At 58.9% G+C, this 26,320-nt stretch carries 24 protein-coding genes; 13 read left to right on the forward strand and 11 right to left on the reverse strand.

Annotation, left to right across the window (positions count from 1 at the left end; genetic code table 11):
* Nucleotides 1–73 precede the first annotated feature (73 nt).
* The 5 genes from PL640_RS08070 to PL640_RS08090 all read left to right on the forward strand — a co-directional run bounded on the left by PL640_RS08070 (nt 74) and on the right by PL640_RS08090 (nt 8,929).
* The gene (locus tag PL640_RS08070) at nt 74–865 is read left to right on the forward strand and encodes a competence/damage-inducible protein A (protein WP_271361472.1); all 792 of its coding nucleotides are present in this window, start codon (nt 74–76) and stop codon (nt 863–865) included.
* A 206-nt stretch (nt 866–1,071) separates the two neighbouring features.
* Nucleotides 1,072–1,917 carry a universal stress protein gene (locus tag PL640_RS08075; protein ID WP_142840027.1) on the forward strand — a complete coding sequence of 282 codons (846 nt, stop codon included), beginning with the start codon at nt 1,072–1,074 and terminating at the stop codon, nt 1,915–1,917.
* Between the two features lie 307 nt (nt 1,918–2,224).
* Nucleotides 2,225–2,722, forward strand: a complete 498-nt coding sequence (gene gpt, locus PL640_RS08080) for a xanthine phosphoribosyltransferase (protein ID WP_046798460.1) — start codon at nt 2,225–2,227, stop codon at nt 2,720–2,722.
* An 840-nt stretch (nt 2,723–3,562) separates the two neighbouring features.
* A complete protein-coding gene (locus tag PL640_RS08085; protein ID WP_271361356.1) occupies nt 3,563–7,381 on the forward strand; it encodes a vitamin B12-dependent ribonucleotide reductase in 3,819 nt (1,272 codons plus the stop codon).
* 204 nt (nt 7,382–7,585) lie between these two features.
* Nucleotides 7,586–8,929: an RNA-binding domain-containing protein gene (locus PL640_RS08090; RefSeq protein WP_271361358.1), complete on the forward strand. Its 1,344-nt coding sequence runs from the start codon at nt 7,586–7,588 to the stop codon at nt 8,927–8,929.
* Between the two features lie 49 nt (nt 8,930–8,978).
* On the opposite strand, the gene PL640_RS08095 is transcribed toward PL640_RS08090, so the two are convergent.
* Nucleotides 8,979–10,304, reverse strand: coding sequence for an Nramp family divalent metal transporter (locus PL640_RS08095; protein WP_271361359.1), 1,326 nt, complete (start codon nt 10,302–10,304; stop codon nt 8,979–8,981).
* Between the two features lie 172 nt (nt 10,305–10,476).
* On the opposite strand from PL640_RS08095, the gene PL640_RS08100 reads away from it, so the two are divergent.
* Nucleotides 10,477–10,992, forward strand: a complete 516-nt coding sequence (locus PL640_RS08100) for a VOC family protein (protein ID WP_271361360.1) — start codon at nt 10,477–10,479, stop codon at nt 10,990–10,992.
* Nucleotides 10,993–11,190: 198 nt separating this feature from the next.
* Nucleotides 11,191–11,418: a hypothetical protein gene (locus PL640_RS08105; protein WP_142840032.1), complete on the forward strand. Its 228-nt coding sequence runs from the start codon at nt 11,191–11,193 to the stop codon at nt 11,416–11,418.
* Nucleotides 11,419–11,455: 37 nt separating this feature from the next.
* Here PL640_RS08105 and PL640_RS08110 read toward each other — a convergent pair whose 3' ends face one another.
* Nucleotides 11,456–13,189 carry an ABC transporter ATP-binding protein gene (locus PL640_RS08110; RefSeq protein WP_142840033.1) on the reverse strand — a complete coding sequence of 578 codons (1,734 nt, stop codon included), beginning with the start codon at nt 13,187–13,189 and terminating at the stop codon, nt 11,456–11,458.
* A gap of 231 nt (nt 13,190–13,420) precedes the next feature.
* Between PL640_RS08110 and PL640_RS08115 the strand changes: the two genes are divergently transcribed.
* Nucleotides 13,421–14,659: an AI-2E family transporter gene (locus PL640_RS08115; protein WP_271361361.1), complete on the forward strand. Its 1,239-nt coding sequence runs from the start codon at nt 13,421–13,423 to the stop codon at nt 14,657–14,659.
* A 255-nt stretch (nt 14,660–14,914) separates the two neighbouring features.
* Here the strand turns inward: PL640_RS08115 and PL640_RS08120 are convergent, their stop codons facing one another.
* Entirely contained in the window at nt 14,915–15,370 is a 456-nt protein-coding gene (locus PL640_RS08120) for a GNAT family N-acetyltransferase (protein ID WP_271361362.1), read from the reverse strand.
* A 106-nt stretch (nt 15,371–15,476) separates the two neighbouring features.
* Here PL640_RS08120 and PL640_RS08125 point away from each other — a divergent pair, with 106 nt between their 5' ends.
* Nucleotides 15,477–15,902: a hypothetical protein gene (locus tag PL640_RS08125; RefSeq protein WP_271361363.1), complete on the forward strand. Its 426-nt coding sequence runs from the start codon at nt 15,477–15,479 to the stop codon at nt 15,900–15,902.
* A gap of 137 nt (nt 15,903–16,039) precedes the next feature.
* Here the strand turns inward: PL640_RS08125 and PL640_RS08130 are convergent, their stop codons facing one another.
* The 3 genes from PL640_RS08130 to PL640_RS08140 all read right to left on the reverse strand — a co-directional run bounded on the left by PL640_RS08130 (nt 16,040) and on the right by PL640_RS08140 (nt 18,499).
* A complete protein-coding gene (locus tag PL640_RS08130) occupies nt 16,040–17,194 on the reverse strand; it encodes a DUF2336 domain-containing protein (RefSeq protein WP_271361364.1) in 1,155 nt (384 codons plus the stop codon).
* Between the two features lie 112 nt (nt 17,195–17,306).
* Nucleotides 17,307–17,918: a flavin reductase family protein gene (locus PL640_RS08135; RefSeq protein WP_142840038.1), complete on the reverse strand. Its 612-nt coding sequence runs from the start codon at nt 17,916–17,918 to the stop codon at nt 17,307–17,309.
* Nucleotides 17,918–18,499, reverse strand: coding sequence for a nitroreductase family protein (locus PL640_RS08140; protein WP_271361366.1), 582 nt, complete (start codon nt 18,497–18,499; stop codon nt 17,918–17,920). Before PL640_RS08140 ends, PL640_RS08135 begins: the two co-directional genes overlap by 1 nt.
* A gap of 110 nt (nt 18,500–18,609) precedes the next feature.
* Between PL640_RS08140 and PL640_RS08145 the strand changes: the two genes are divergently transcribed.
* The gene (locus tag PL640_RS08145; protein ID WP_142840040.1) at nt 18,610–19,602 is read left to right on the forward strand and encodes a hypothetical protein; all 993 of its coding nucleotides are present in this window, start codon (nt 18,610–18,612) and stop codon (nt 19,600–19,602) included.
* 222 nt (nt 19,603–19,824) lie between these two features.
* Here the strand turns inward: PL640_RS08145 and thrS are convergent, their stop codons facing one another.
* The 4 genes from thrS to PL640_RS08165 all read right to left on the reverse strand — a co-directional run bounded on the left by thrS (nt 19,825) and on the right by PL640_RS08165 (nt 23,285).
* The gene (gene thrS / locus PL640_RS08150; protein ID WP_271361367.1) at nt 19,825–21,828 is read right to left on the reverse strand and encodes a threonine--tRNA ligase; all 2,004 of its coding nucleotides are present in this window, start codon (nt 21,826–21,828) and stop codon (nt 19,825–19,827) included.
* Between the two features lie 126 nt (nt 21,829–21,954).
* Complete coding sequence (locus PL640_RS08155) at nt 21,955–22,479, reverse strand: DUF1697 domain-containing protein (RefSeq protein ID WP_271361368.1); 525 nt, start codon at nt 22,477–22,479, stop codon at nt 21,955–21,957.
* Nucleotides 22,476–22,835 (reverse strand): membrane protein insertion efficiency factor YidD, encoded by a 360-nt coding sequence (gene yidD, locus PL640_RS08160; RefSeq protein ID WP_271361370.1) that lies wholly within the window; start codon nt 22,833–22,835, stop codon nt 22,476–22,478. Before yidD ends, PL640_RS08155 begins: the two co-directional genes overlap by 4 nt.
* A gap of 3 nt (nt 22,836–22,838) precedes the next feature.
* Entirely contained in the window at nt 22,839–23,285 is a 447-nt protein-coding gene (locus PL640_RS08165) for an iron-sulfur cluster assembly scaffold protein (RefSeq protein WP_142840044.1), read from the reverse strand.
* A gap of 281 nt (nt 23,286–23,566) precedes the next feature.
* On the opposite strand from PL640_RS08165, the gene folE reads away from it, so the two are divergent.
* The 3 genes from folE to PL640_RS08180 all read left to right on the forward strand — a co-directional run bounded on the left by folE (nt 23,567) and on the right by PL640_RS08180 (nt 25,804).
* On the forward strand, nt 23,567–24,193 hold the full coding sequence (folE, locus tag PL640_RS08170; protein WP_142840045.1) for a GTP cyclohydrolase I FolE: 627 nt from the start codon (nt 23,567–23,569) through the stop codon (nt 24,191–24,193).
* Between the two features lie 128 nt (nt 24,194–24,321).
* Entirely contained in the window at nt 24,322–24,774 is a 453-nt protein-coding gene (gene hisI, locus PL640_RS08175) for a phosphoribosyl-AMP cyclohydrolase (protein WP_271361371.1), read from the forward strand.
* A gap of 94 nt (nt 24,775–24,868) precedes the next feature.
* On the forward strand, nt 24,869–25,804 hold the full coding sequence (locus tag PL640_RS08180) for a patatin-like phospholipase family protein (protein WP_271361372.1): 936 nt from the start codon (nt 24,869–24,871) through the stop codon (nt 25,802–25,804).
* An 8-nt stretch (nt 25,805–25,812) separates the two neighbouring features.
* On the opposite strand, the gene PL640_RS08185 is transcribed toward PL640_RS08180, so the two are convergent.
* Nucleotides 25,813–26,235 carry a hypothetical protein gene (locus PL640_RS08185; protein ID WP_271361373.1) on the reverse strand — a complete coding sequence of 141 codons (423 nt, stop codon included), beginning with the start codon at nt 26,233–26,235 and terminating at the stop codon, nt 25,813–25,815.
* Nucleotides 26,236–26,320 lie beyond the last annotated feature (85 nt).

A 26,320-nucleotide genomic window follows, 5' to 3' on the forward strand; every position in this document is an offset into this window, starting at 1 on the left:
CATTTTTTCAAAACTGCTTTGCATTCATCGGGAGCAGGGCTAACGTCAGGGGAAACAGATGACGAGTGCAACCATGTCCAATCCCTCCTCCACCTCCTCCGTTGTCACCGCCGCCATGCTCGCCATCGGCGACGAATTGCTGTCGGGCCGCACCAAGGACAAGAATATCGGCCATCTTGCAGATGTCCTCACCATGTCCGGCATTGACCTCAAGGAAGTGCGCATCGTCGCCGACGAGGAGGAGCAGATCGTCGAGGCGCTGAATGCGCTGCGCGGCCGTTATGATTATGTCTTTACGTCAGGTGGCATCGGCCCGACCCATGACGATATAACCGCGGATGCGGTGTCAGTGGCATTCGGCCTGCCCTGCGAGCACGATGCCGAGGCGCTGCGCCTGCTGGGCGACATGTACCGCGTCCGCGAGATGGAATTCACCGAGGCGCGCAAGCGCATGGCGCGCATGCCAAGAGGTGCCGCACACATCGCCAATCCGGTTTCCGTCGCCCCTGGCTTCGTCATCGGCAATGTTTATGTCATGGCCGGCGTACCGCAGGTGTTCCAGGCCATGCTCGACAATGTCATGCCGACCTTGCGCACCGGTGCAAAGGTCATGTCGCAGGCGGTGCGCTCCCCCTATGGCGAAGGCGATATCGGCACGCCGCTGACGGCCATCCAGAAGGCTCATCCCGAAACCAGCATCGGCTCCTACCCGAAATATGACGGACAGCGTTTTTCGACGGAGATCGTCGTGCGCGCCCGCGACGCCGGCGTGCTGAAGGCGGCAACCGAGGCGGTTGCGGCCATGATCGAAACCATCGGCCAGGAGAAGCAACTGGCCGCCAGCAAGGGCGATGCAACCGCCTGAGAAGGAAAAGGCCTGAAACGAAAAGGTTTGACCAAAATCAAGGTGGCGGTCTGTAAAGGCGGCCACTCTCCCCCCTGAGCATTTCCAGGAAAAGCGGAACAGCTTTTCCGTCCGGACAATACGTAAAACAGAGACTGAGATCGCTCCGGCGATTCGAAGAAAAAGCCAGAACGATCTGAAAACGACATGTCACCGAGGAGAGAAAAATGGGTTACAAAACGATACTGGCAGTGGTCGACAATGTTTCGAACACGCAGAAGCTCGGCGAATTCGTGGTAAGCCTTGCCGACCAGTTTTCCTCACATGTGATCGGCCTGCACATGGAAACGCTGGCCGCCGTTCCGCTCGTCGCACCGATGGAAATTCCCGATCCCGCCACCGTGCAGGCTTTGCAGGATGTGGCGCACAAGGAAACCACCGATGTCGGAACCCTTTTCGAACGCACGCTGTCTGCCAACGGCGTCTCGCATGAATGGCGCAGCTTCGTCACATCGGTCGGTTACGCCTCCGCATCCGCCATCGACAGCGCCCGTTGCGCCGATTTGATCGTCGCCCGCCAGAGCAGCTCCTCGGCACTGTCAGACAGCCGCTCGGATATTGACGGTTTCCTTTATGAAAGTGGCCGTCCCGTTCTCCTGGTGCCGCATGTGCTGACCGTCGCCAAGCCGATCAAGCGCGTCCTCATCGCCTGGAATGGCTCGCGGGAGGCCACACGCGCCACCTTCGACGCCCTGCCTTTCCTGAAAGCCGCCGAAAGCGTCGAGATCTTCTCCGTCGACCAGGCAGAGAGTGAAACACAGTCCGCCGGTCTCGCCGGCACTGAACTGGCCGCAACGCTTGCCCGCCACGGTGTCAACGTCACAGTGACCTCGCAGGAAAAGATCGCCGGCGTTTCACCGCAGGCGGCCATCGAAAACCGTCTGTCGGATAACAGCATCGACCTTCTGGTCATGGGCGCCTATGGCCATTCCCGCTGGTGGGAACTGCTGTTCGGCGGCGTCACGCGCACCCTGCTCGATTCCATGACGGCGATGACGCTGCTCTCGCGCTAAATATGGAAGCGGCGCAAACAGTTCCGCCGCCCCCTCGGCATTCCGCATGGATCGAGCGAGTGCCGCATATTTCTTCTCCCCGCCGGGGAGAAGTCCGCGGCAGCGGGATGAGGGGGCAAGGGTAGAGATATTCGGCTACGTTGCCCCCTCCTCCGACCCTTCAGGCCACCTTCCCCCCGGCGGGGAGAAGAAACAGGCGGCAATCTCCCGGTCCAAACAACACGCCTCACGCGGAAAGCTTGCCTTTTTGCCGGTCTTGCGGCTATTAGCCAAAGCCATCGACAATTTTGACCAGATGGTAGACGACATGTCCCTTCCCGATAAAGCCTTTCCCGTCTCCTGGGACCAGTTCCACCGCGATGCCCGTGCGCTTGCCTGGCGTCTTGCCGGCCTCGATAAAGAGTTCCGGGCAATCGTCTGTATCACCCGCGGTGGCCTTGTGCCGGCGGCGATCATTTCCCGCGAGCTGAACATCCGCCTGATCGACACGGTCTGCATCGCCACCCGTCATGACTATGTCAATCAGGGCGATACGGTGCTGCTGAAGGGCGTCGACCCGAAACTGGCGGCGGATGGCGGCGAAGGCGTGCTCGTGCTTGACGATCTGACCGATACCGGCAAGACAGCGCTGGAAGTGCGCGAAATGCTGCCGAGAGCCCATTTTGCCTGTGTTTACGCCAAGCCGAAGGGCGTGCCGACCATTGACACCTTCGTCACCGAAGTCAGCCAGGACACCTGGATCTATTTTCCCTGGGACATGGGCTTCACCTATCAGGAGCCGATCGCCAAGGGATCGCGCGGCTGATTGCCCACAGGGGAACCCATTTCTCATCCGTCATTCCGGCCTTGAGCCGGAATCCAGCCACGGCGCGTCTGCGCCGTGAGAAGAGTCTCTCGCGATCAAGGACTTGATCGCGCTGGACCCCGGATCTGGTCCGGGGTGACGGAGTGCGGATGCACCAACCGCGCAAGACTTCCCCCAGCAATATCCACTCTTTCGCCGTCCCACCCGGGGCGGCTTTTTTGTGTGAAACGGCCTTTTTGCCGACAGCGGAAAAACACGGAAAAACCGCAGTGTCGCCTTTATGCCTCACCCCGGAAATGCTGGTTTTTGGCTTTCCGCTGCGGAAACCAGCCCCGCACAGGCTTGAGATTTCCCCGCCAAGTGACTGATTCTTTTGAAAGCTTTTGCTTTCCCCGTTTTCCACAGGCACTTCACACAATATCTTGTGGTTAAAAATGCGTTTCAATCTATGGCTTGACGAATCTATGCCGCAAGAGGAAAGTGACAGTTATGTTGCGGCGGCAACGGACCGGAAAGTAACGAGGCCGGTTCCTTTCAATCTCAGCTCGCTAATCCAGACGCGGCGTCCCGGCCATCAGGGGGCGGTTTGCCGGTGGGTTTCTGCGCGCCTTCGGGAACCGCCAAAAACATGACGCGGGGACTGGCGGCAGGAAGCTGTTGATACTATATTTAGTATTCCACACTATGCTTGCAGCCGAATAAGCCACGAGATACAGGGATCACATCCAAGGATGAACATCCCTTTCAGATCGGCAACAACCGGCTGCGCGAAGACATCGCACGGCTGGACCGGATTTTTGCGCCCTTTGCCGGGCGCCCAATGGACGAGGACAGGAAACCATGCGCATTGAACGTCGCTTCACGAAGCCCGGCCAATCGCCTTATGCGGAGATCGACTTCCGCAAGGCCGTCAGTGAAATCAAGAACCCCGACGGTTCCATCGTGTTCCGTCTGGCGGATATCGACGTTCCCGCGCAGTTCAGCCAGGTGGCGACCGACGTTCTGGCGCAGAAATATTTCCGCAAGGCCGGTGTGCCGAAGGTGCTGAAAAAGGTCGAGGAGAACGACGTTCCTTCCTTCCTGTGGCGCTCGGTTGCCGATGAGAAAGCCCTGAAGGACGTGCCCGAAGCCGAACGTTACGGCTCCGAGACCGATGCGCGCCAGGTTTTCGACCGTCTGGCCGGCACCTGGGCCTATTGGGGCTGGAAGGGCAAATATTTCTCCACCGAAGAAGATGCGCTCGCCTTCCGCGACGAGCTTGCCTACATGCTCGCCACCCAGCGCGTTGCCCCTAACTCCCCGCAATGGTTCAACACCGGCCTGCACTGGGCCTATGGCATTGATGGTCCGGGCCAGGGCCATTTCTATGTCGACCCCTTCACCGGCAAGCTGACCAAGTCCAAATCCGCTTACGAACATCCGCAGCCGCATGCCTGCTTCATCCAGTCCGTTGAAGACGATCTGGTTAATGAAGGCGGCATCATGGACCTGTGGGTGCGTGAAGCGCGCCTGTTCAAATACGGCTCCGGCACCGGCTCCAACTTCTCCTATCTGCGTGGCGAAGGCGAAAAGCTTTCCGGCGGCGGCAAGTCGTCAGGCCTGATGAGTTTCCTCAAGATCGGCGACCGCGCAGCCGGCGCCATCAAGTCCGGCGGGACGACCCGTCGCGCAGCGAAGATGGTCGTCGTTGATGCCGATCACCCCGACATCGAAGCCTATATCGACTGGAAGGTGAACGAGGAGCAGAAGGTTGCCGCCCTCGTGACCGGCTCCAAGATCGTCGCCAAGCACCTGAAGGCCATCATGAAGGCCTGCGTCAACTGCGAAGCCGACAATGGTGACTGCTTCGACCCGGCCAAGAACCCTGCCCTGAAGCGCGAAATCCGCGCTGCCAAGAAGGACATGGTGCCGGAAAACTACGTCAAGCGCGTCATCCAGTTCGCCGAACAGGGTTACAAGGACATCCAGTTCAAGACCTACGACACGGATTGGGATTCGGAAGCCTACCTCACGGTTTCGGGCCAGAACTCCAACAACTCCGTCTCGCTGAAGGATGACTTCCTGCGCGCTGTCGAAAATGACGGCGACTGGAACCTCACCGCCCGCAAGGACGGCAAGGTCATGAAGACGCTGAAGGCCCGCGATCTCTGGGAAAAGATTTCCCATGCCGCCTGGGCGTCCGCCGATCCGGGCCTGCACTTCAACACCACCATGAACGACTGGCACACCTCGCCGGCCGAAGGCCCGATCCGCGCTTCCAACCCGTGCTCGGAATATATGTTCCTTGACGACACGGCCTGCAACCTTGCCTCGCTGAACCTGCTTCAGTTCAAGGACGCCAAGACGAAGCGCATCGATATCGCCGATTACGAACATGCCGTGCGCCTGTGGACCGTCGTGCTCGAAGTCTCCGTGATGATGGCGCAGTTCCCGTCGCGCCAGATCGCCGAGCGCTCCTATGAATACCGCACGCTCGGCCTCGGTTACGCCAATATCGGCGGCCTCCTGATGTCGTCTGGCATTCCCTATGACAGCGATGAGGGCCGCGCCATTGCAGGTGCGCTGACCGCCATCATGACCGGTGTTTCCTATGCAACCTCGGCTGAAATGGCCGGCGAGCTTGGCCCGTTCCCGAGCTTTGCACCGAACCGCGACAACATGTTGCGCGTCATCCGCAACCACCGCCGCGCCGCCCATGGCCTGTCGGATGGTTATGAGGGCCTGTCGGTTAACCCGGTGGCACTCATCCATGCCGATTGCACGGATCAGGACCTCATCGCCCACGCAACAGCCGCCTGGGACAAGGCGCTGGCGCTTGGCGAACAGCACGGCTACCGCAACGCCCAGACCACCGTCATCGCGCCGACAGGCACGATTGGCCTCGTCATGGATTGCGACACGACCGGCATCGAGCCTGACTTCGCGCTGGTGAAGTTCAAGAAGCTTGCCGGTGGCGGTTATTTCAAGATCATCAACCGCGCGGTTCCGGATGCACTGCGTTCGCTTGGGTATTCCGAAAGCCAGATCGCCGAGATCGAAGCCTATGCCGTCGGCCATGGCAATCTCAACCAGGCGCCGGCCATCAACCCCTCGACGCTGAAGGCCAAGGGCTTCACCGATGAGAAGATCGAAGCCGTCAACGCCGCGCTGAAAAGCGCCTTCGACATCAAGTTCGTCTTCAACCAGTGGACGCTGGGTGCCGACTTCCTGAAGGGCACGCTGAAGGTTTCCGACGAGCAGCTCTCTGACATGAGCTTCAACCTGCTCGAGCATCTCGGCTTCAGCAAGAAGGACATCGAAGCAGCGAACGTGCACGTCTGCGGCGCGATGACGCTGGAAGGCGCACCGTTCCTGAAGGCCGAACACCTGCCCGTCTTCGATTGCGCCAACCCCTGCGGCAAGATCGGCAAGCGTTATCTCTCGGTCGAATCGCACATCCGCATGATGGCGGCCGCACAGCCCTTCATATCAGGTGCGATCTCCAAGACGATCAACATGCCGAATGATGCGACGGTGGAAGATTGCGGCGCAGCCTACATGCTCTCCTGGAAGCTGGCGCTGAAGGCCAACGCCCTTTACCGCGATGGTTCCAAGCTTTCCCAGCCGCTCAACGCTTCGCTGGTGGAAGATGACGACGAAGAAGATTTCGTCGAAGAACTGATCCAGCAGCCGCTCGCCCAGCAGGCCGTGACGATCACCGAAAAGATCGTCGAACGCGTCATCGAGCGTGTCTCGCGCGAGCGTGAAAAGCTGCCGAACCGCCGTCAGGGTTACACCCAGAAGGCAACCGTTGGCGGTCACAAGGTCTATCTGCGCACCGGCGAATTCGGTGACGGCCGCATCGGCGAAATCTTCATCGACATGCACAAGGAAGGTGCCGCCTTCCGTGCGATGATGAACAACTTCGCCATCGCCATTTCGCTCGGCCTGCAATATGGCGTGCCGCTGGAAGAATATGTGGAGGCCTTCACCTTCACCAAGTTCGAACCGGCCGGCATGGTGCAGGGCAACGACGCCATCAAGAACGCCACGTCGATCCTCGACTACGTGTTCCGCGAACTCGCCGTCTCCTATCTCGGCCGCCACGATCTGGCCCATGTCGATACGTCGGATTTCTCCAACACGGCACTCGGCAAGGGCATCCAGGAAGGCAAGACCAACCTCGTTTCCACCGGCTGGACCCGCGGTTACAAGCCGACGCTGGTTTCCAGCAATGGCGGCGAACGTTCGTCTTCCGAGCCGAAGGGCTCGGCAACGGCCACCCCCGCCCGTGGCTCCGCCAACGTCACCTCCTTTGCCGGCTCCGCCGCCCGCAAGCTGGAACCGACGGTCGCCATCGCAACCTCCGAAATCGTCTCCTTCAAGCGGGACTATGAAGAGCGCGCCAAGGAACTGGCCGAAGAGATCGCCGAAGAAGTGATCGACGAGGTGGTTCAGGAATCCCAGCAGACCGCCACCGCCCTCTTCTCCGACAAGGCCGCCGCAGACGCTGCATCGGCCAAGGCGGAAGCCAAGAAGGTGGAAAACGAACGCCGCATGCGCTCGATCGCTCAGGGCTATACGGGCAACATGTGCTCGGAATGCCAGAACTTCACGATGGTGCGGAACGGCACTTGCGAGAAGTGCGATACTTGTGGGGCTACGAGCGGTTGCAGCTAAGATAGCGAAAATTAAGGAAATTAATGCTCTCCGCTAATATTTCAGCTAGCGGAGAGCAATATACATAAGGACATAAATTAGATATACTTTATAAATATACCTATCGCGACATTTTTCAATCTTGCTATGAGAAATTAGCTATTCATTTTTAATTAATTGATGCTTGAGCACCTCATAGTGGAAAATGCATTCGAGGAGGTTTCAATGGCATCAATCAATAGGGAACTTGAGCAGCTTGTCGATGCTCCACGCGAAACACTTAATGTCGAAATTAAAAACTGGCTTGATCTCACCAGCAAGGCAGGAATGGCTATTTTAGCCAAAGCGGCGATAGCGCTGGCTAATCATGGTGGAGGTTATATTCTTCTTGGTTTCAGTGAGCGTCCCGACGGATCTTTCGAAACAACCTTACCGGCGCCTTCATCGCTAAATGCGTATGGCCAAGACACGATAGCAAGAATCGTATCAAGTTATGCAGAACCTAGTTTCCAGGTCCAAGTCTCGCATGTGAGACGTACAACTGATGGGTACCTTCATCCGGTGATCATGGTTCCAGGAGACCATCGCGTTCCTATTCAAGCTAAAAAAGGAAGCCCTGATCAGAAAAGTCTTCTAGTTGGCAGGGTGTATATCAGGAGGCCAACTCCTGAAAGCGCTGAACCGGGGACAGCCATCGAATGGCGCGAGTTACTTGATCGTTGTGTCCAAGCTGGAAGGGACGATCTTTTAAACGCCATTCGAGGTATTTTAGGCGGAGGCGCACTTACCTCTGACGTTTCAAAGGAAACTAGCCTAGAAACTCTATTGGCTTGGCGGAACGAGGGCCTTGTTGCTTGGCGAAATACCCAGTTGGAAGCAGGCGTTAATGCACCGGAGCCCCTTGGATATTACTGCGTCACATATTGGGTTCTAGGCGACTTCGCACCTCTCGATTACCCAGACCTTTTAAGTAAAATCGATAAGGCGACTATCCGGCATACGGGATGGTCACCGTGGTGGGTTCCAACACGAAAAGGTATCAAACCTACCATTCGTAACCAAGCGATCGAATGCAACTTGGATGAAACCGGACGGGAGTATGTCGCTGATCCAGCACATCAGGACTTTTGGAGAGTAACCCCCGACGGCAAAGCTATGCTGGTTCGAGGCTACGATGAAGATTCTCATCCAGATCGCTTAACGCCCGGGCTGAAGTTCGACATCACGCTACCTATATGGCGAATAGGTGAGTGCCTACTACAAGCAGCTGCCTTCGCAGCGCTATTAGATAAGGAATCTTCTCAGCTCATTTTTGCCGTTAAGTGGAATGGTCTGCGAGGACGAGAGTTAACGCACGTTGAGGGGAGCAGAAGCGTTCGTCCGGATCAAGTGGCCAACGAAAACGACTTTGAAAGAACGGTCACGCTTGATCCGTCTACGATACAGGAAAATTTGCCGGAAATCTTATATGAATTTCTTCGGCCCCTATACGCACTTTTCAGTTTTAAACAGTTGTCAAAAGCAATGGTAGACGAAGAAGTCAGCCGGTTGCGGTCTAGCCGCTTCTGAATGCATGACAACGGCGGCCGCGCTCCGTAAAAGCGCGGCCTGACCCGCCTCACCCCATAAAATCCAACAGCAGCTTCACATTCAGCGCCGCGATCACCACCGCAATCAGCCACGCAAAAGCCGAGAGCCAGAGCGGCGCTTTCAGTGCACCCATCTTGGCCTTGTCGGATGTGAACATCACGAGCGGGAAGACGGCGAAGGAGAGTTGCAGGCTGAGCACCACCTGCGTCAGGATCAGGAGTTCCGCCGTCCCGCTGTCGCCGTAAAAAATGGTCACGCCGGCGGCCGGGATGATGGCGATGCCGCGGGTGATGAGGCGACGCAGCCAGGGGGCGAGCTGCATCTTCAGAAACCCTTCCATCACGATCTGGCCGGCAAGTGTTGCCGTGACGGTGGAATTGATGCCGCAGCATAACAGCGCCACGCCGAACAGCGTCGGCGCAATGGCAAGACCCAAAAGCGGCGCGAGCAGATTATGCGCTTCGCCAAGTTCGGCGACACTGGTCTGCCCCGTCTTGTGAAAGGTCGCTGCCGCAAGGATGAGGATCGAAGCGTTGATGGTGAGGGCGAACATCAGCGCGATGGTGGAATCGAGCGTCGCGAATTTCAGCGCCTCGCGCTTTTCGGCAATTGTTTCACCGATTTCGCGGGTCTGCACGATGCCCGAATGCAGATAGAGATTATGCGGCATGACGGTGGCGCCAAGAATGCCGAGCGCCAGATACAGCATGTCCGGATTGGTGACGATCTCGGTCGTCGGCGCAAAACCGAGGATCACCTGCCCCCAGTCAGGGTCGGCAAGCGCCACCTGAATGGCGAAACACACGGCGATGACGCCAAGCAGCGTGATGACCATCGCCTCCACCCAGCGGAAACCGAGCTTCTGCAGATAAAGGATCAGGAACACATCAAGCGCGGTGATGAGAACGCCGAGTTCAAGCGGAATGCCGAAAATCAGGTTGAGGCCAATCGCCGTGCCGATAACCTCGGCAATATCGGTGGCGATAATGGCGATTTCGGCCAGCACCCACAGCAGCATCGCCACGGGCTTCGGATAGGCATCACGGCAGGCCTGGGCGAGATCGCGGCCGGAAGCAATCGCCAGACGGGCGCAGAGCGATTGCAGGACAATCGCCATGATGTTGGAAACCAGTGCAACGGTGAGCAGCGTATAGCCGAATTTGGAGCCGCCGGCGAGCGATGTCGCCCAGTTTCCGGGATCCATATAACCGACGGCAACGAGATATCCCGGCCCGAAAAAGGCCATCGCCCGGCGAAACGTGCCGGCATTCGGCTTGACCTTGATCGAACCGTGTACGTCGGACAACGACAGATCGTCGCCATTCCGCCGCCATCCAAAGACTGGCTTGTCCATTCCAAGAACTTTCAATTGGGAGATTCTGTTTATGCAATTGCAAATCATTCGCATAAACGGAATGGGCTGGCAAGCGGGCTTTTAGGCGCCTGCGCCGTCGCGAAAGATTGCCGGGTATTGCGTCGTCGGGATCGCCAAGCTGGACGCCTTCGTATCGAGGGGAAGCCGCGGCATGAAAGCCAACAGCATCAGCCGCGCCTTGAGGGGCCGGCCGTCAGGCGGCCAGGCGGCCGGATTGCACCTGACCATTGACAGCATCGATGTCGTAGCGTGTACACAGATCGCCGATACCGGTCAGAGATATTCCAGAAGGAGCAACCGCGTGAACCTGATTGCCCATGTCGAAATTCCCGTGCTTGATATTGAAAGGGCGATGCGTTTCTACAGCGCCGTTTTTGATGTGAGCTTTGCGGAAATCGTCACGATCCACGACAACAGGATGGCCTATTTCCCCTTCGAGGAAGGCAAGGATGGCGCAAGCGGCGCGCTTGCCGAGGGTGAGACCTATGTTCCGACGAAAGACGGGGCGATCATCTATCTCGGCGTGAAAAACATTGACGATGTGCTTGAGAGAGCCGTGCAGCAGGGCAGCGAAATCCTGTTTCCCAAAACGCCGGTCGATGACAATCTCTTCGTCGCGGAAATTTCCGATAGCGAAGGAAACCGCATCGCGGTGCAATCCGCCTGACCCGGCAGTCTCCGTTGTAAATTGAAGAATGGCCGGCGCATCACTCCGTCTTCGATGCCCGGCCCTCGATGACGAAGGTATGCCGTTCAGGTAACGGCCCTCACGGCCTTGTCATCACCCCTGCCCCTGCCGTTACGGAACAGCGGCACACGCGCCTGCGTTGATCTCCGGAGAAGCAATCCAATTCCGGGGAAGTTCATGCGAGACGGCAGCAAATTCAGCCTGGTGAACCATCCGAGGCGATGGCCCAGATATATCATGGCACATAGAAGGCCGCGCGACTGGCTGATGACAATCAGCGGCATCGTGCTGCTGTTCGTGGTCGCCGCCGCGGTCGCCATGGGTTATCTCGTCACCAGCCATCCCGGCAAGCCGGAACCCAATCCCGGCATCGTCGAGGAGCAGGCAGCGGAAAACGGCGGATAGGCGTCGGCGGCGCAGGGAAGCGCCGCTCGCAATCAGCTCAGCTGAGGCCCGCAAGGTGTCCGCTGAACTGCGCCTCATGCAGCCGGCTGTAATGGCCCTTGGCAGCCAGAAGTTCGGCATGGGCGCCGGTTTCGGCGATGCCGGTCTGGTCCACCACCACAATGCGCGAGGCATCACGGATCGTTGCCAGCCGGTGGGCGATGACGAGTGTCGTGCGCCCCTTGGCAAGCTCCGTCAGCGATTGCTGGATGGCCCGCTCCGTTTCCGTATCGAGCGCCGAGGTCGCTTCGTCCAGAATAAGGATCGGCGGGTTCTTGAGGAACATGCGGGCAATGGCGAGACGCTGTTTCTGGCCACCGGACAATTTGACGCCGCGTTCGCCGATGACGGTGTCGAGCCCGAGCGGCATGGCCTCGATCACGCCATCCAGCCGCGCACGCCGCGCCGCATCCATGATCTCCTCGTCAGAGGCGCCAAGCCGGCCATATTCGATATTCTCGCGGATCGTGCCACCGAACAGGAAGACATCCTGCTGGACGATGCCGATCTGGTTGCGCAGCGAGGCAAGCTTCATCTTGCGGATATCAATGCCGTCAATGGTGATCGCACCGCTGGAGACGTCGTAAAAGCGCGGCAGAAGCGAGCAAAGCGTCGTCTTTCCCGCCCCCGAAGGCCCGACGAAGGCAACCGTCTCGCCGGCGCTGATCTTCAGGTCGATATTGGCGAGCACCTGTTTGCCCTCGGCATAAGCGAAACCGACATGGCGATATTCGATGCTGCCGGAAAGTGCTGGCGCCTCGATTGCGTCGGGCGCATCGACAATATCCGGCGCCGTGTCCAGAAGTTCGGTGAAGCGGCGGAAACCGGCAATGCCCTTCGGATAGGTCTCGATGACCGAATTGATCTTTTCCACCGGGCGGAAAAACACGCCGACCAGCAGCAGGAAGCCAACGAAACCGCCTTCCGTCAGGCTGCCCGTCAGCACGAACCAGGCACCGCAGATCATTACGATCATCTGCGTCAGGCGCATGCTCATATAGCTAAGCGAGGTGCTGGCGGCCATGATCTTGTAAGCGTCGAGCTTGGTGCGACGGTATTTCTGGTTGTCCTTCTCGAACAGCGCGCGCTCGTGGTCCTCATTGGCAAAGGCCTGCACCACCCGCATGCCGCCGACATTTTCCTCGATGCGAGCGTTGAAATCCCCCACCCGGCCGTAAAGCGCGCGAAAATTCTGCGTCATGCGGCCACCGTAACGGCTGGTCACCCAGGCGGTGACGGGCACGACGGCGGCGGTGATAAGCGCCAGCTGCACATTGACCGACATCATCAGCAGGAACGCGCCGATGAAGGTCATGATGGCGATGAACAGATCCTCAGGCCCGTGATGGGCCACCTCGCCGATCTCTTCCAGATCCTTGGTCAGCCGCCCGACCAGATGGCCGGTCTTCTGGTTGTCAAAATAACGGAAGGAGAGCTTTTGCAGGTGATCGAAGGCCAGACGCCGCATGTCGGTCTCGATATTGATGCCGAGCATATGTCCCCAATAGGTGACTGTCGCCATCAACCCGGTATTCAGCACGTAAATGACCAGCAGGCCCACGGAGGCTGCAAGAATGATCGCCCATTCCCCGCCCGGCAAAAGCACGTCAACAAAGGCCTTCACCGCCATGGGAAAACCGAGTTCGAGCACGCCGGACAGGACCGCGCAGGAAAAATCGAGGATGAAGAGACCGCGATAGGGACGATAATAGGCGAAGAAACGGCGAAGCATGGCACGACCTGGAGAGCGGGTGCGGCAAAATTTGCGCCGCGGAAAACGGGAGTTCAATTGTCATATTTCAATGCGCGCGCCAAGACCGATGTTCTATTTTTACCAAAATCGTTCAATAGCTTCGGCAATAAACACACAACGGTAATGTGATCGGGTTATATTGCACTTATATGTATCGGTGTGACAGAGTGAATGCATCCCTTCGGGGGAGAATGCGAGAAAGAGCCTGCCGTGAGTAACAATGACAGTCGTAAGCAGAGTGGCGAACCGAGATGGCTTGGTCCCGCCAGTCCGACGCGGATCGCCCTGATCCCGCCCATCTCGGCTGCGCGCTGGCTGCTCGTTCTCGTTGCCCTTGCGGGCACCTATTTCTTCCACGGCTTTCTGGTTCCGGTTCTCGCCGCCCTCGTCATCGGTTTTGCCAGCTGGCCGGTCTATACGCGGCTTCTGCGGCAGGTGGGCGGCAACACCACGCTCGGCGCATCCATCGCCATCGTCCTCATCCTTACCTTTCTCGTGGTGCCGATCTTTATCGCCGCCTCCTATACGGCAAGCGAAATCCGCGAATGGTTCGGCTGGGCGGTGCACGTCAACAAGGCGGGCGCTCCCGTGCCAGACTGGATCGCCGCGCTGCCCGGCATAGGCCCGTGGCTCAGCGAACAATGGGTGAAATATATCGGCACGCCGGGCGCCATCGGTGAAGTCATACAGCTCGTCAGCGGCGCCAATATCGGCAATATCTATAGGGCGATCCTTGCCGCCGGCAACGGCGCCTTCCACCTTGTCCTTACCCTGCTGTTCATGCTGATCGCGCTGTTCTTCGTTTATCGCAATGGCGCCGGCTTCTCCCGCCAGGTCGATCTCGTCGGTGAACGCATCCTGCCGACACGCTGGGAGCGCATCTCCCGCGTCGTGCCCGCCACGATCAGCTCCACCGTCACGGGCATGACGCTGATCGCCATCGGCGAAGGCATCATCCTCGGCATCGCCTACTGGATCGCCGGCGTGCCCTCGCCCGTCACGCTCGGCGTACTGACAGGCGTCATGGCCCTCATTCCGGGCGGCGCGCCGCTCTCATTTACGCTGGTGTCGATCTATCTGGTTGCCAGCGGCTCTCCGGCTTACGGTCTGGCGCTGTTCGTCTGGGGTTCGGTCGAACTTTTCATCGTCGACAAGACCATTCGCCCGAAGCTGGTGGGCGGGCCGATCAAGCTGCCTTTCCTGCCGACCTTTTTCGGCCTCGTCGGCGGCGTCAAGACCATGGGTTTCCTCGGCCTGTTCATCGGCCCGGTGCTGATGGCGCTGCTGGTGGCAATCTGGCGCGAATGGGTGCGTGAAGTGGAAATCTCCGCCGCCGTAAGCACCGAGACCCCGCCCCCACCGCCCACACAGGACGACCCGATCGCGGATGCCATCTCGCGTGAAGACGAAAGCGATGAAACGACGGCATTTCGAAAAGCGGCGTTTTGATTGCAGAACGCTGCGGCGAAGGGCGATTGCCTGAAACGCCAGATGGCAGACGAAGATCGTTCACATCTCCTCCGCCATGCCGGACCTGATCCGGCATCCAGTCACGGCGCATATGCGCCGTGAAAAGCGTCTATCGCGATCAAGTCCTTGATCGCACTGGACCACGGATCTAATCGGGGGTGACGTGGGCGGATGCTATGGCGACGTCTTAAACGTCACCATCGCCAGTCCATCCGGCAAATCCATGCCTTCGCCCTAAAGCGCTTTTTCCATGAACATGCTGAGCGGATCCGGCCTGTAGGGCGCAAAGGCCTCGATTTCCACAAACCCCGCCTTGCGGTATAGACCGATCGCTTCCGGCTGGCTGATGCCGGTTTCGAGCCGGATGGCGGTAAGGCCAAGTTCGACTCCACGCGCAACAAGCGTATCCATGATCAGCTTGCCGATCCGCAATCCCCGCGCGTCGGGATCAACGAACATGCGCTTCACTTCCGCCGTGCCATCGCCCGCCTCCACCAGCGCACCACATCCGACAACACGCCCCTCATGGCGCGCCACAAAAAACGAGGCGTTGTCCTTCTCCAGCAGGCCGATATCGACCAGATGATTGCTCTCGGCGGGATAAAGTGAGGCCATATAGGCATTGGAAAGATCAATAAGGCGCAGAACCGCTTCCTGCCGGGGTGTTTCAAGTTTGATTTCGGTGGCCAATGCGATGCCTGCTTTCTCTCAAAAAATGCGTATTTCGTCGTAATGTCACTGCAATCCCGATAGATGAGTTTCTAGAGCATTATTCCCGACAGAGGCAACACATCCCATGAAAACAGCCCTCGTTCTCATGACCTTCCTTGGCTGTGACGACAGCGCCACCGACTGCCACTACCTTGCCACCTCGCAGCAGCGCTGGACAAGCATCGAGCTTTGCGACGCGGTCTCGGAAAAGGAGTTGGAGCGCTACGCCAACGCCTCATACCCGGTCGTGGTGGCCGTTTGCCAGACACCGGGCGAACAGACGCCACAGACGGCCGGCACGCAGCCCCCTGCAGCGACGGCACCGGCTGATACGACACCGCAGGCAACGGCAGCGGTTACGCCGAAGGAAGAGGAAAGCCTCACCAAACAGGCAATCAGCCGCGTCGGCCGTATCCTGCCCTCCACCGAAGGCATAAAGCATTTCCTGGGAACACCGGTGAGGATGGTTGAAAACAGCTATTCATGGATCGCAAAGCGGTTCGATAAGTGATTGCGGGAAATGTCACGTCCGCTTTCTTTCCAGCTGCAATGCAGAGGTTTCCTGTGAGAGGAAAGCGCCCACTGCCCTCATTCCTGTGCTTGTCACAGGAATGAGGATGAGAGGATGCACCCGCGGAAAACCGGACGTTACGCAGCCTCAACCGTCAGCGCCTCGGCATAATACCGGGCCTTCTGCCGTTCTTCGGCAATCGCCAGCTTGCGCACGGCATGCAGCAGTTCGAACAACGTTTCGGAACCGTTGACATTGCGGAAATGCGCCAGCAACTCGGCAGAGACGGAAGCGGCCGCCTCTGAAAGCTGCGAGCGGGCGGCGCGCCGCCACATCAGCGTCGCCTCGATGAAGACATCGACGGCGTCACCGAAAAGGCCGATCGACTGGAACAGGGCCTTCAACGCATGCGGCCGCCCGGTTGCCAGGATGGCGCGCACCTTGCGGTCTTCGAGACCGGAGAGGTTGACGATAGCCGCCGTGAAGAATTCCAGCCGGCCCGAGCAGACGGCATGGATGAGCAGCGCCGGGGTCAATTCCAGCCTCTGGCGCAGATGCTCCACCAGCGCCGGCAATTCGGGCGACGAAACGGCTGCCGCAATGAGGATGGTGGCGGAATCCTCCGCCTCGCGGAAGATACTGTCGGCGCGGTTGCGTGCGATGAGCGCATGAACCAGCGCCGAGCCCGCCAGAGCTTCGCTGACTCGCGCCATCAACAGGTGCCGCGCATCAGCGGGCAGCGCCTCACGGCAAAGCAAGAGATCGCGAATATCGGCGTCGCAGCCATGGCGCTCGGCAATGCGCCGCAGCGAGAACGGCGTGATGAGGGCGTCGTTATTCTCGAGAAGAATGATGGTTTCCGGGAGATCGCCGACTTCGGCAAGCGCCGCGCAGACCCCGCGTTGCAGGCCCGGCCTTGCGGCGATGAGGGCCCGCGTCAGGCTCTCGCCGCGCCCGGCAAGGTCGACCAGATCGGCCTCGGTGAGGACCGGCGAACGGGCAATCACCGTGCAGGCGATCTCCGGCTGGTCTTCGGCAAGTGAAACGAGAATGGCGCGCGGCGCGTCATCGGCATCCGCCAGCGCCTCGGCAAGCGCCAGCCGCACACGCGGCGACGGGTCGTCGAGCAGATAGGTCATCGCCATATAAGCAGCATCGCGGTTTTCCCGCGCCATGTCGGAATGCAGATAGGCACGACCAAGAGCATTGGCGGCTTTCGCCCGCTCGGTCGATCCAGCCTTTTCAGACCAGCGAAGAAATGCCTGTACGATCACCTGAGCCTCGAAACACATTCGCAACAATGGATGACGGCATCATCGCCGCCACCATGTATAAAACTCTAGGCGCAAATGGTTTACGTTTGGTTCACCATAAAATTTAACCCTTGCCGGCGAAAGAATATATTTACGGCGCAGTAGAGGGACGCTGCAGCTGGAATACATCGCTGCCGCCATCGCAGTAGTCCATATAACCCATGCGCGCCACGGGGCGCGCAAGCCCCATGTCGATGCGGCCATCAACAATGATCGCATCATCAATATGGATCGCCATGACCTGACCGATCACCATCCACGACTCCGATGGCTTTCCGTCGATATCGTTCAGCTGCTGAATCTGGGTCACGCGGCATTCAAGCGCCGCCAGCGCCTCGCCCACAAAGGGCGCATCCACCACCTGCCCATCAACGGCAGTCAACCCGGCAAGGGCGAATTCATCCACATCGTAAGCAACCGCTGCAGAAGATGCATTCATCCGGTCGATCAAATGTCGGCTGACGAGGTTGGCGGTGAAAACACCGGTCTCCTCGACATTGCGCAGGCTGTCCTTCCGGCCGCTGGAGGAAAACATCACAAGCTTCGGCCGGTCCGAAATCGCGTTGAAGAAGGAATAGGGCGAGAGGTTCAGGACGCCCTCCCTGCCCTTCGAGCCGATCCAGCCGATTGGCCGCGGCGCAACGATGGCCTTGAACGGGTCATGCGGCAGGCCATGCCGGTTGGTGTCGGTGGTGTAGAACATCAGACGTCCCCAACCCAGGTGACGATATCGGCAAGCTCCGGACGCGGCCGCTCCACCGGCGGGAATGTCGTCGAGCCGATATGGATATAACCCGCCACCTTCTCTTCCGCGCTGACCCCGATTTCAGTCAGAAAAGCCGTGTCGAAGGCAAGCCATTCTGTCAGCCAGTTCGCGGCGAAACCGTTGGCATTGGCGGCAAAGATGACATTGAGGCAGACAGCGCCGGCCGACATGACCTGTTCCCATTCCGGAATCTTGAAATGCGGCTTGGCGGTGCTGATGACGGCAATGACGACGGGCGCGCGGGTAAAGCGGGTGCGCTCGGCATCCTGCTGCTGCAAGTCCAGCTCCGGGTTTTTCTCAAGCGCGATCCTGAGCGCGGTCTCACCGAGACGCACACGATCTTCACCGCGATAAACCACGAAACGCCAGGGGGCGAGTTTGCCATGGTCAGGCACGCGCACGGCAAGGCGCAGGATTTCCTCGATTTGCCCCTTGGAAGGCCCCGGCTCGGCAAGCTGCAAAGCGGGCGTGGAGCGGCGAACCTTGAGGTAGTCGAGGAGCTTGATATCGCTAGTCATGATCAAAAATCTTCCATTCTGCTGTCATCGCGAAATTATGGGCCTTGAAATAGCCATGGCATTGGTTTTGAAGTGATCCGGGAAAATCAAGAAGTCAATCGGTATCGAAAATGTCGGCAATCAAATTCGCGGCGAAATTCGCGACACGTCTGGCCATTGCGTGCGCCGCGCTCGGCGTTTTATCACAAGCCGCTTTTTCGCAGGACGCCTTTAAAGACTTCAAGCAGCTCGGCGGCACGCCGAAAATGCCGAAGCTCAACGCTTTCACCGCACCGACAGCACCCAACGCCCCGGAAAGCACCGCCCGCGATATCGCCATGGAAGCCAAGCTGACGAGCGGCGGCGAAGCCGTGAAGGAAGGTCTGTCCTGGCGCGTCTTCAGCCCCATTCCGGGTGCCGATGGCAAATTGCCGATGCTGGCAAGCTCGGAGGGCGGCTCGGCGGAATTCCATCTGGTGCCCGGCGAATATTTCGTCAACGTCGCCTTCGGCCGCGCCGGCGTCACCAAGAAACTCAATATTCCGACATCAGGCAACGTCCAGAAGCAGGTGCTGATTCTCGATGCCGGCGGTTTCGTGCTGAATGCAGTTGCGGGGTCCGACAAGCAGATCTCCGGCAACCAGCTGAAATTCTCGGTCTACTCCTCCGATGCCCGCCCGGATGGCGAGCGCGGCCTGGTGATGGCCGACATCAAGCCCAATACCGTCGTTCGCCTCAACGCCGGCACCTATCACGTGGTTTCCGAATACGGCAACGTCAATGCAGTGGTGCGCGCCGATATCCAGGTGGAAGCCGGCAAGCTCACCGAAGCGACCCTGCAGCACCAGGCAGCGCAGATCACCCTCAAGCTCGTCTCCGAAGAAGGCGGCGAAGCGATCGCCGATACGGCCTGGTCGGTGCTGAACGGCGGCGGCGATGTGGTGAATGAAAGTGTGAGCGCTTTTTCGACCATGGTGCTGGCGGAAGGCGAATATACCGCCATCGCCCGCAACAAGGACAAGGTCTTCCAGCGCAACTTCAAGGTTACGTCCGGTCGGGATTCCGATGTGGAAGTGCTGATGAAGGATCAGGCGCCGGAAGATATGACCGGGGATTTTGAGTAGGCGTCACCTACATCTCAACCGTCATGCCGGACTTGATCCGGCATCCAGCCACGGCGCGTCTGCGCCGTGCGAAGAGTCTTTTGCGATCAAGGACTTGATCGCGATGGACCCCGGATCAAGTCCGGGGTGACGGAGTGTGGATGCTCCGCCTACCACTGATATCACTACCACTTTTATATCACCCACAAACGAAAACGGCCCCCGAAGGGGCCGTCATCTTCATCAGGCAACCTGCTTCTTCGCCGCAAGCTTGCGCTTGACATCCGGCGGCGTTGCCTCGTCCACGAGGCTGGTAATCGCGTCTTCCAGCGACATCGGCGTCTGGTTCTGCGAACCGAGGCGGCGGATGTTGACGGTGCGCTCTTCCGCTTCCTTGCGGCCGCAAACGATGATGACCGGAACCTTGGTCACCGAATGTTCGCGGACCTTGTAGTTGATCTTCTCATTGCGGAAGTCGGTTTCGACCACCATGCCCGCCTCGCGCAGCGCTTCGGCCACTTCGCGGCCGTAATCGTCCGCATCCGAGGTGATGGTGGCGACAACGACCTGCAACGGTGCGAACCACAGCGGCATGTGACCGGCGAAGTTCTCGATCAGGATACCGAGGAAGCGCTCCATCGAACCGCAGATGGCGCGATGGATCATCACCGGCTGCGTCTTTTCGGAGTTCTGGTCGATATAAAACGCGCCGAAACGTTCCGGCAGGTTGAAGTCCACCTGCGTCGTGCCGCACTGCCATTCACGGCCGATGGCGTCCTTCAACGTATATTCGAACTTCGGCCCGTAGAAAGCGCCCTCGCCCGGCAGGATGCCGGTCTTGATGCGGCCTTCGGACTGCTCCTCGATGGTCTTCAGAACATCCAGCATCACGCTTTCGGCGCGGTCCCACAGATCGTCGGAACCGACGCGCTTTTCCGGGCGCGTGGACAGCTTGACGACAATCTCGCTGAAACCGAAATCCTCATAGACCGAGAGGATCAGGTCGTTGATGCGCAGGCATTCCGCCGCCATCTGCTCTTCCGTGCAGAAGACATGCGCATCGTCCTGCGTGAAGCCACGCACGCGCATCAGGCCATGCAGCGCGCCCGATGCCTCGTAGCGATGGACATTGCCGAATTCCGCAAGGCGAACCGGCATTTCGCGGTAAGACTTCAAGCCATGCTTGAAGATCTGAACGTGACCGGGGCAGTTCATCGGCTTCAATGCGAAGACGCGCTGATCGGCTTCCTCGTCATCGGGATGGGTAAAGGCATGGGCGGATTTCACCGCGAACATGTTTTCCTGATACCAGCCCCAGTGACCGGACGTTTCCCACAGCGATTTGTCCAGCACCTGTGGAGCGTTGACTTCCTGATAGGTATTGGCGAGCCGGCGGCGCATATAAGCCGTCAGTGTCTGGAACATGCGCCAGCCCTTGCCGTGCCAGAACACGACGCCCGGACCCTCTTCCTGGAAATGGAACAGGTCCATTTCGCGGCCGAGGCGGCGGTGGTCGCGCTTTTCAGCTTCGGCCAGAATGTGGAGATAATTGTCCAGTTCTTCCTGCGTCGCCCAGGCGGTGCCATAGATGCGCGACAGCATTGCATTGTTGCTGTCACCGCGCCAATAGGCGCCGGCCACCTTCATCAGCTTGAAGGCCGTACCGATCTGCCCCGTGGAGGCCATATGCGGGCCACGGCAAAGATCGAACCAGTCACCCTGATAATAGATCTTCAGGTCCTGACCTTCGGGAATGGCATCGACCAGCTCGACCTTGTAGTTCTCGCCCTTGGCGGCAAAAACTTCCTTGGCCTTTTCGCGCGACCAGATTTCGCGGGTAAACGACTTGTTGCGCTGGATGATTTCCTTCATCCGCTTTTCAATCTTCGGCAGATCTTCCGGCGTGAAAGGTTCGTTCTTGGCGAAGTCGTAATAAAAGCCGTTTTCGATCACCGGACCGATCGTCACCTGCGTGCCGGGCCACAGCTCCTGCACGGCCTCAGCCATCACGTGCGCGGCATCGTGGCGGATGAGCTCCAGCGCACGCCCGTCTTCACGCGTGACGATCTCGATTTTGCCATCGGTGATGGTCTCGGACAAATCGCGCACGGTGCCATCAAGCGCAATGGCGACAGCCTTCTTGGCAAGCGATTTGGAGATGGATTCGGCGACCTCACGGCCGGTCGTACCGGCGGGGTAGCTGCGCACGGATCCATCGGGAAATGTAAGGGAAATGGCTTCAGACATCGTCTAGTGCTCCTGTCCAGTCCCGCCAACGAATGCGGGTGGTGTTGGAATAATGATTTGCCCGCGATAAGCGAACAGGCAGGCTGATAAAGGCTTTTGCCATTGCAGTCAAAGGCGAAGGGCATTTCAGCCGAGCATTTTCGCCAGCCCGTTGACGGTATTGGCATTACGGGTCGTGCCTATGCCAAGCCTTTTCGTGGTCAGGACTGACAGCAACCGGCTCTCGCTCGGCTTGCCTTGAAAATCGATCCAAAGGTCGCCGCCGACCACGGCGATCTTTTCCTGCTGACGATATTTCTCGAGTGATCCAAGAACGTCCTCGCCAAGCGGCTCCCGCATCACCCGAATGCAGACGTCAGGAGAATTGCCATGCGGAAACGGATTGTCTGACGCCAGCCTCAACCAGTCGCCACCCGCGCGAACGAGTATATCGACATGTTTGCCGAACCGCGCCTCAAAAGCGCGCTCAAGCCTGTACTCGATCTCGCAAACGGGAGCTGCCTCACCACGAAAGACCAGATTTCCGGTGGCAACCAGCGTTCTGCAGTCCTGAAATCCCAGTTCCCCAGCCATCGCCCGCAGATCGGCCATCACCAGCCGCTTGCCGGCACCAAGAACGATGCTATGCAGCAGCGCCACATACTCACTCATCTGCGCAGGCTCCAGTAACGCCAGGGTGCCCACCAGCGTCGCCTTTCACCGAGCGTTTCCGGCACCGGGTCCAGCCCGCTGGTGCCGCCCGGGCCGCAGCGCGCCACGCGAAACAGCGTCATCCAGCCGCCTGCCCAGAGCCCGTGGCGGGCAATCGCCTCATAACCATATTCGGAACAGGTGGGGATATGGCGGCAGGAATTGCCGATGAAACCGGAAAGTGTGAGCTGATACAGCCTGATAAAACCGACGCCGAAAAGCCGCCCCGGTGTTTTGGCGAAAGCGCCAGCCCAGTTGCGGGATCGTCCGGCTTTCACCGCTGTCTGCTGGTGCCGGCAGCCCGGTTCGCCGCACATCGTCTAACCCGCAGCGTTCAGAACCGGCCGGCCTTCGATCTGGTCGAGCGCATCGACCACCGCTTCGAAAGTCAGCATGGTGGAGGCGTGGCGCGCTTTGAAGTCCCGGACGGGGGAAAGCACCCGCATATCCTCAAAACGGCCCGTCGGCCCCTCGCCGCCCTGTTTCAGCATGGCCAGCATATCTTCCCGCGCCTGGCGGATTTCACCGCTGGAAGCGCCGATGACATGATGCGCCATGATGGAAGAAGACGCCTGACCGAGCGCGCAGGCACGAACCTCGTGCGAAAATCCGGTCACGATGCCGTCTTTCACCTTCAGATAGACCTTGAGCTTCGAGCCGCACAGCCGGGAGTGTTTTTCGGCGCTGGCATCGGCATCCTCAAGAACACCGATCAGCGGAATATTCCCGGCAAAGTCCAGAATGCGGTTATTGTAGATGTCATCCATCGTCAGGTGTCCGGCGCGCTCAAAATGCCCAAAACGGGACAGGTCAGATTTTTCAAACACAGCGTTTGTCGCAGTGAAGCTTTCCTGCCCTTCATTCTCATTATATGCTAACGAGCTTTCTGGACATCAAGCCATGATGAAATTAACGGCTTCGATACCGAATTATCAGCAGCGGCCTTGCCAAAATGCTGTAAAACAACCAGATAGCAGCAACTGCGAACATGAGTTCGCGATGAAAAACGAGTTCAGGTGCGGCCTTTACCCGCATCGGGAGAGACGAAATGGATGCGATCGTGAAGAATTTCCCCGGCGCTGGCACAAAACCCGACGTGGCCGAGGCTCGCCCAAGCCAGGCGGAAGCTGAAGAAGCAGTACGCGTTCTTCTGCGCTGGGCGGGAGAAAATCCTGCCCGTGAAGGACTTCTGGATACACCGAAGCGTGTCGCCAAGGCCTATCGCGAACTCTTCGCCGGTTATGAGCTGAATGTTCAGGACGTGCTCGGCACGACCTTCGAAGAAGTCGGCGGTTATGACGATGTGGTGCTGGTGCGCGACATCCCGTTCTTCTCCCATTGCGAACACCATATGGTGCCGATCGTCGGCAAGGCGCATGTCGCCTATCTTCCGGCTGGCCGCGTGCTTGGTCTGTCGAAGATTGCCCGCGTTGTCGAAATCTTCGGCCGCCGCCTGCAGACGCAGGAAAACATGACCGCGCAGATCGCCAGATCCATTGAGGAAACGCTGAAACCGCGCGGCGTGGCCGTCATGATCGATGCCGAACATATGTGCATGTCCATGCGCGGCGTAAACAAGCAGGGGTCGACGACGCTGACCACCAGCTTCACCGGCTCGTTCAAGAACGACCCGGCCGAGCAGGTCCGCTTCATGACCATGGTGCGGAACCGCTAGGCATCGGACCGAATCGCACAGCGCGGTTTTCGGAAAATCCGGTGATCAGATAAGACCTGGAGTGGCGGAATCGATTTACGTTCTTTCGCCGCTCTGATCGTTCCGCCAGTTCAGTTTCCGGGGTTACCATGTCCATTCCCTTTCCATCCGCGCCAGCGGATAAGGAAGTGCTCGAAAACGCAGGCCTTTTTTCGCCGAAATTCGATGCCCACGGCCTCGTCACCGTCGTGGTCACTGACGCTCGCGACGGCGAATTGCTGATGGTCGCCCATATGAATGCCGAAGCCCTGTCGCTAACGCTGGAAACGGGCATCGCGCACTATTACAGCCGCTCTCGCGACAAAATCTGGAAGAAGGGCGAAACATCCGGCAACCTGCAGACGGTGAAGGAATTCCGCACCGATTGTGATCAGGACGCCGTATGGCTGAAAGTCTCCGTCGCTGGCCATGATGCCACCTGCCATACCGGCCGCCGCTCCTGCTTTTATCGCACCGTGGAAATGTCTGATGGCAAAGCCGTGACCAAAATCACCGATGATACCCGCCATTTCGATCCGGCGACCACCTATTCCGGCACCTAAACGGCCGGCTTCCATCGGCCGCACCAATTTGCTACCAATATAGCAGGTTCCGGGGATAGGACGGAGCCTCACGGAACTGGCAGGGAGTGCGATCATGTTGGGATGGGGAAATCGTCGCAATCAGCTCGCGGCTGGAAACCCCGAAGACATGGAGCCGCCCATCGTCAGCGAGCGCGTTGATACGCGCCGCATCGCGCTGGCGCTCGGTGGCGGGGCCGCACGCGGCTGGGCCCATATCGGCGTCCTGCGGGCGCTGGACGAGGCAGGCGTGAAGATCGGCATGATTGCCGGCACCTCGATCGGCGCTCTGGTCGGCGGGTGTTATCTGGCCGGCAAGCTCGATGAGCTGGAAGAATTCGCCCGTTCGCTGACCATGCGCCGCATTGCCGGCCTGCTCGACCTGACGATCGGCGGCGGCGGCCTGTTTGGCGGCATGCGGCTGACCAAACGCATGCAGGAACATCTGGAAGGCCTGCGCGTCGAAAACCTCGAACATCCCTTCATCGCCGTCGCCACGGAACTGCGCACCGGCCATGAGGTCTGGATCCATCAGGGCGATCTCGTCACGGCGCTTCGTTCATCCTATGCGCTGCCGGGAATTTTCGAACCGGTGCAATGCAATGGCCGCACTTTGATCGATGGCGCGCTGGTCAATCCCGTGCCGGTTTCGGTTTGCCGGGCTTATGAGCAGGCGCTGGTCGTTGCCGTCAATCTCAATTACGATCTGTTTGGCCGTTCCGCCGTGGTCAAGCATGCAGCCTCACCACATTCAGGTTCCGCTCCGGCCGTGGAAAGCACACCACGCCCCGGCCTGCCGGGCGTTATGGTACAAGCCTTCAACATCATTCAGGACCGGATTTCACGCTCGCGCCTCGCCGGCGATCCGCCCGACCTCATGCTGCATCCGCGCATCAACGATATCGGCCTGTCGGAATTCCATCGCGCCAGCGAAGCCATCGACAGGGGATATCAGGAAACGCGTGCGCGCATTCCCGAACTGGAGCGCATGCAGCAGGCGTTCCGGCGCTAAGGAAAGTCCTACGTACCCGGAGCCTCTCCGGTTCGTACGTCTTTGTAAATTGAATTGATTTTACTCAGCACCGCTTCATCGTCTGTATCGATCTCGTAAAACGTACTGTCGACGGCTCGGATTGTAACCCAAGTCTTGTCCGACTGCGTTGGTTCCGAACCGACAAACTCACCCCAGATAACCTGCCGCGTATTCTCTGCCAAGGCTGCTAATTCAGAGCCCAAAAGCTGGGCATTGTGCCGCGCTAATTCTTCCAACTGCTCGCCACCTTCACCTGTGGCCTCAAACCATTCGTGCCCTGGTTTGGACGACTTGACGGTCGAAACAACCCAATTTGCTTCGAACGAGCCAGGTGCCAAAAGCCGCAGCAAGTCCCTCAGATCAAGAGCAAGGACGTGCTGTTTGAGATCGTAAATTCTAAGTGTCGTCACAGTGTTCCCCTTGACGCCACGAGTCGCATTGGGAGCAGAACTTTGTCAACCCGGCGTAGGGCACGCCCCGTCTGAACGGAATCGT

This window comes from Agrobacterium sp. ST15.16.024, from assembly GCF_027956545.1.
Classification (GTDB): Bacteria; Pseudomonadota; Alphaproteobacteria; order Rhizobiales; family Rhizobiaceae; genus Agrobacterium; species Agrobacterium cucumeris.

What these genes read in the sequence shown, in the direction of transcription:
- PL640_RS08070 (WP_271361472.1), top strand. Translation starts at nt 74, where the DNA reads ATGTCCAATCCCTCCTCCACCTCCTCCGTTGTCACCGCCGCCATGCTC.
- PL640_RS08075 (WP_142840027.1), top strand. Translation starts at nt 1,072, where the DNA reads ATGGGTTACAAAACGATACTGGCAGTGGTCGACAATGTTTCGAACACG.
- gpt (WP_046798460.1), top strand. Translation starts at nt 2,225, where the DNA reads ATGTCCCTTCCCGATAAAGCCTTTCCCGTCTCCTGGGACCAGTTCCAC.
- PL640_RS08085 (WP_271361356.1), top strand. Translation starts at nt 3,563, where the DNA reads ATGCGCATTGAACGTCGCTTCACGAAGCCCGGCCAATCGCCTTATGCG.
- PL640_RS08090 (WP_271361358.1), top strand. Translation starts at nt 7,586, where the DNA reads ATGGCATCAATCAATAGGGAACTTGAGCAGCTTGTCGATGCTCCACGC.
- PL640_RS08095 (WP_271361359.1), bottom strand. Translation starts at nt 10,304, where the DNA reads ATGGACAAGCCAGTCTTTGGATGGCGGCGGAATGGCGACGATCTGTCG.
- PL640_RS08100 (WP_271361360.1), top strand. Translation starts at nt 10,477, where the DNA reads ATGAAAGCCAACAGCATCAGCCGCGCCTTGAGGGGCCGGCCGTCAGGC.
- PL640_RS08105 (WP_142840032.1), top strand. Translation starts at nt 11,191, where the DNA reads ATGCGAGACGGCAGCAAATTCAGCCTGGTGAACCATCCGAGGCGATGG.
- PL640_RS08110 (WP_142840033.1), bottom strand. Translation starts at nt 13,189, where the DNA reads ATGCTTCGCCGTTTCTTCGCCTATTATCGTCCCTATCGCGGTCTCTTC.
- PL640_RS08125 (WP_271361363.1), top strand. Translation starts at nt 15,477, where the DNA reads ATGAAAACAGCCCTCGTTCTCATGACCTTCCTTGGCTGTGACGACAGC.
- PL640_RS08130 (WP_271361364.1), bottom strand. Translation starts at nt 17,194, where the DNA reads ATGTGTTTCGAGGCTCAGGTGATCGTACAGGCATTTCTTCGCTGGTCT.
- PL640_RS08135 (WP_142840038.1), bottom strand. Translation starts at nt 17,918, where the DNA reads ATGTTCTACACCACCGACACCAACCGGCATGGCCTGCCGCATGACCCG.
- PL640_RS08140 (WP_271361366.1), bottom strand. Translation starts at nt 18,499, where the DNA reads ATGACTAGCGATATCAAGCTCCTCGACTACCTCAAGGTTCGCCGCTCC.
- PL640_RS08145 (WP_142840040.1), top strand. Translation starts at nt 18,610, where the DNA reads ATGTCGGCAATCAAATTCGCGGCGAAATTCGCGACACGTCTGGCCATT.
- thrS (WP_271361367.1), bottom strand. Translation starts at nt 21,828, where the DNA reads ATGTCTGAAGCCATTTCCCTTACATTTCCCGATGGATCCGTGCGCAGC.
- PL640_RS08155 (WP_271361368.1), bottom strand. Translation starts at nt 22,479, where the DNA reads ATGAGTGAGTATGTGGCGCTGCTGCATAGCATCGTTCTTGGTGCCGGC.
- yidD (WP_271361370.1), bottom strand. Translation starts at nt 22,835, where the DNA reads ATGTGCGGCGAACCGGGCTGCCGGCACCAGCAGACAGCGGTGAAAGCC.
- PL640_RS08165 (WP_142840044.1), bottom strand. Translation starts at nt 23,285, where the DNA reads ATGGATGACATCTACAATAACCGCATTCTGGACTTTGCCGGGAATATT.
- folE (WP_142840045.1), top strand. Translation starts at nt 23,567, where the DNA reads ATGGATGCGATCGTGAAGAATTTCCCCGGCGCTGGCACAAAACCCGAC.
- hisI (WP_271361371.1), top strand. Translation starts at nt 24,322, where the DNA reads ATGTCCATTCCCTTTCCATCCGCGCCAGCGGATAAGGAAGTGCTCGAA.
- PL640_RS08180 (WP_271361372.1), top strand. Translation starts at nt 24,869, where the DNA reads ATGTTGGGATGGGGAAATCGTCGCAATCAGCTCGCGGCTGGAAACCCC.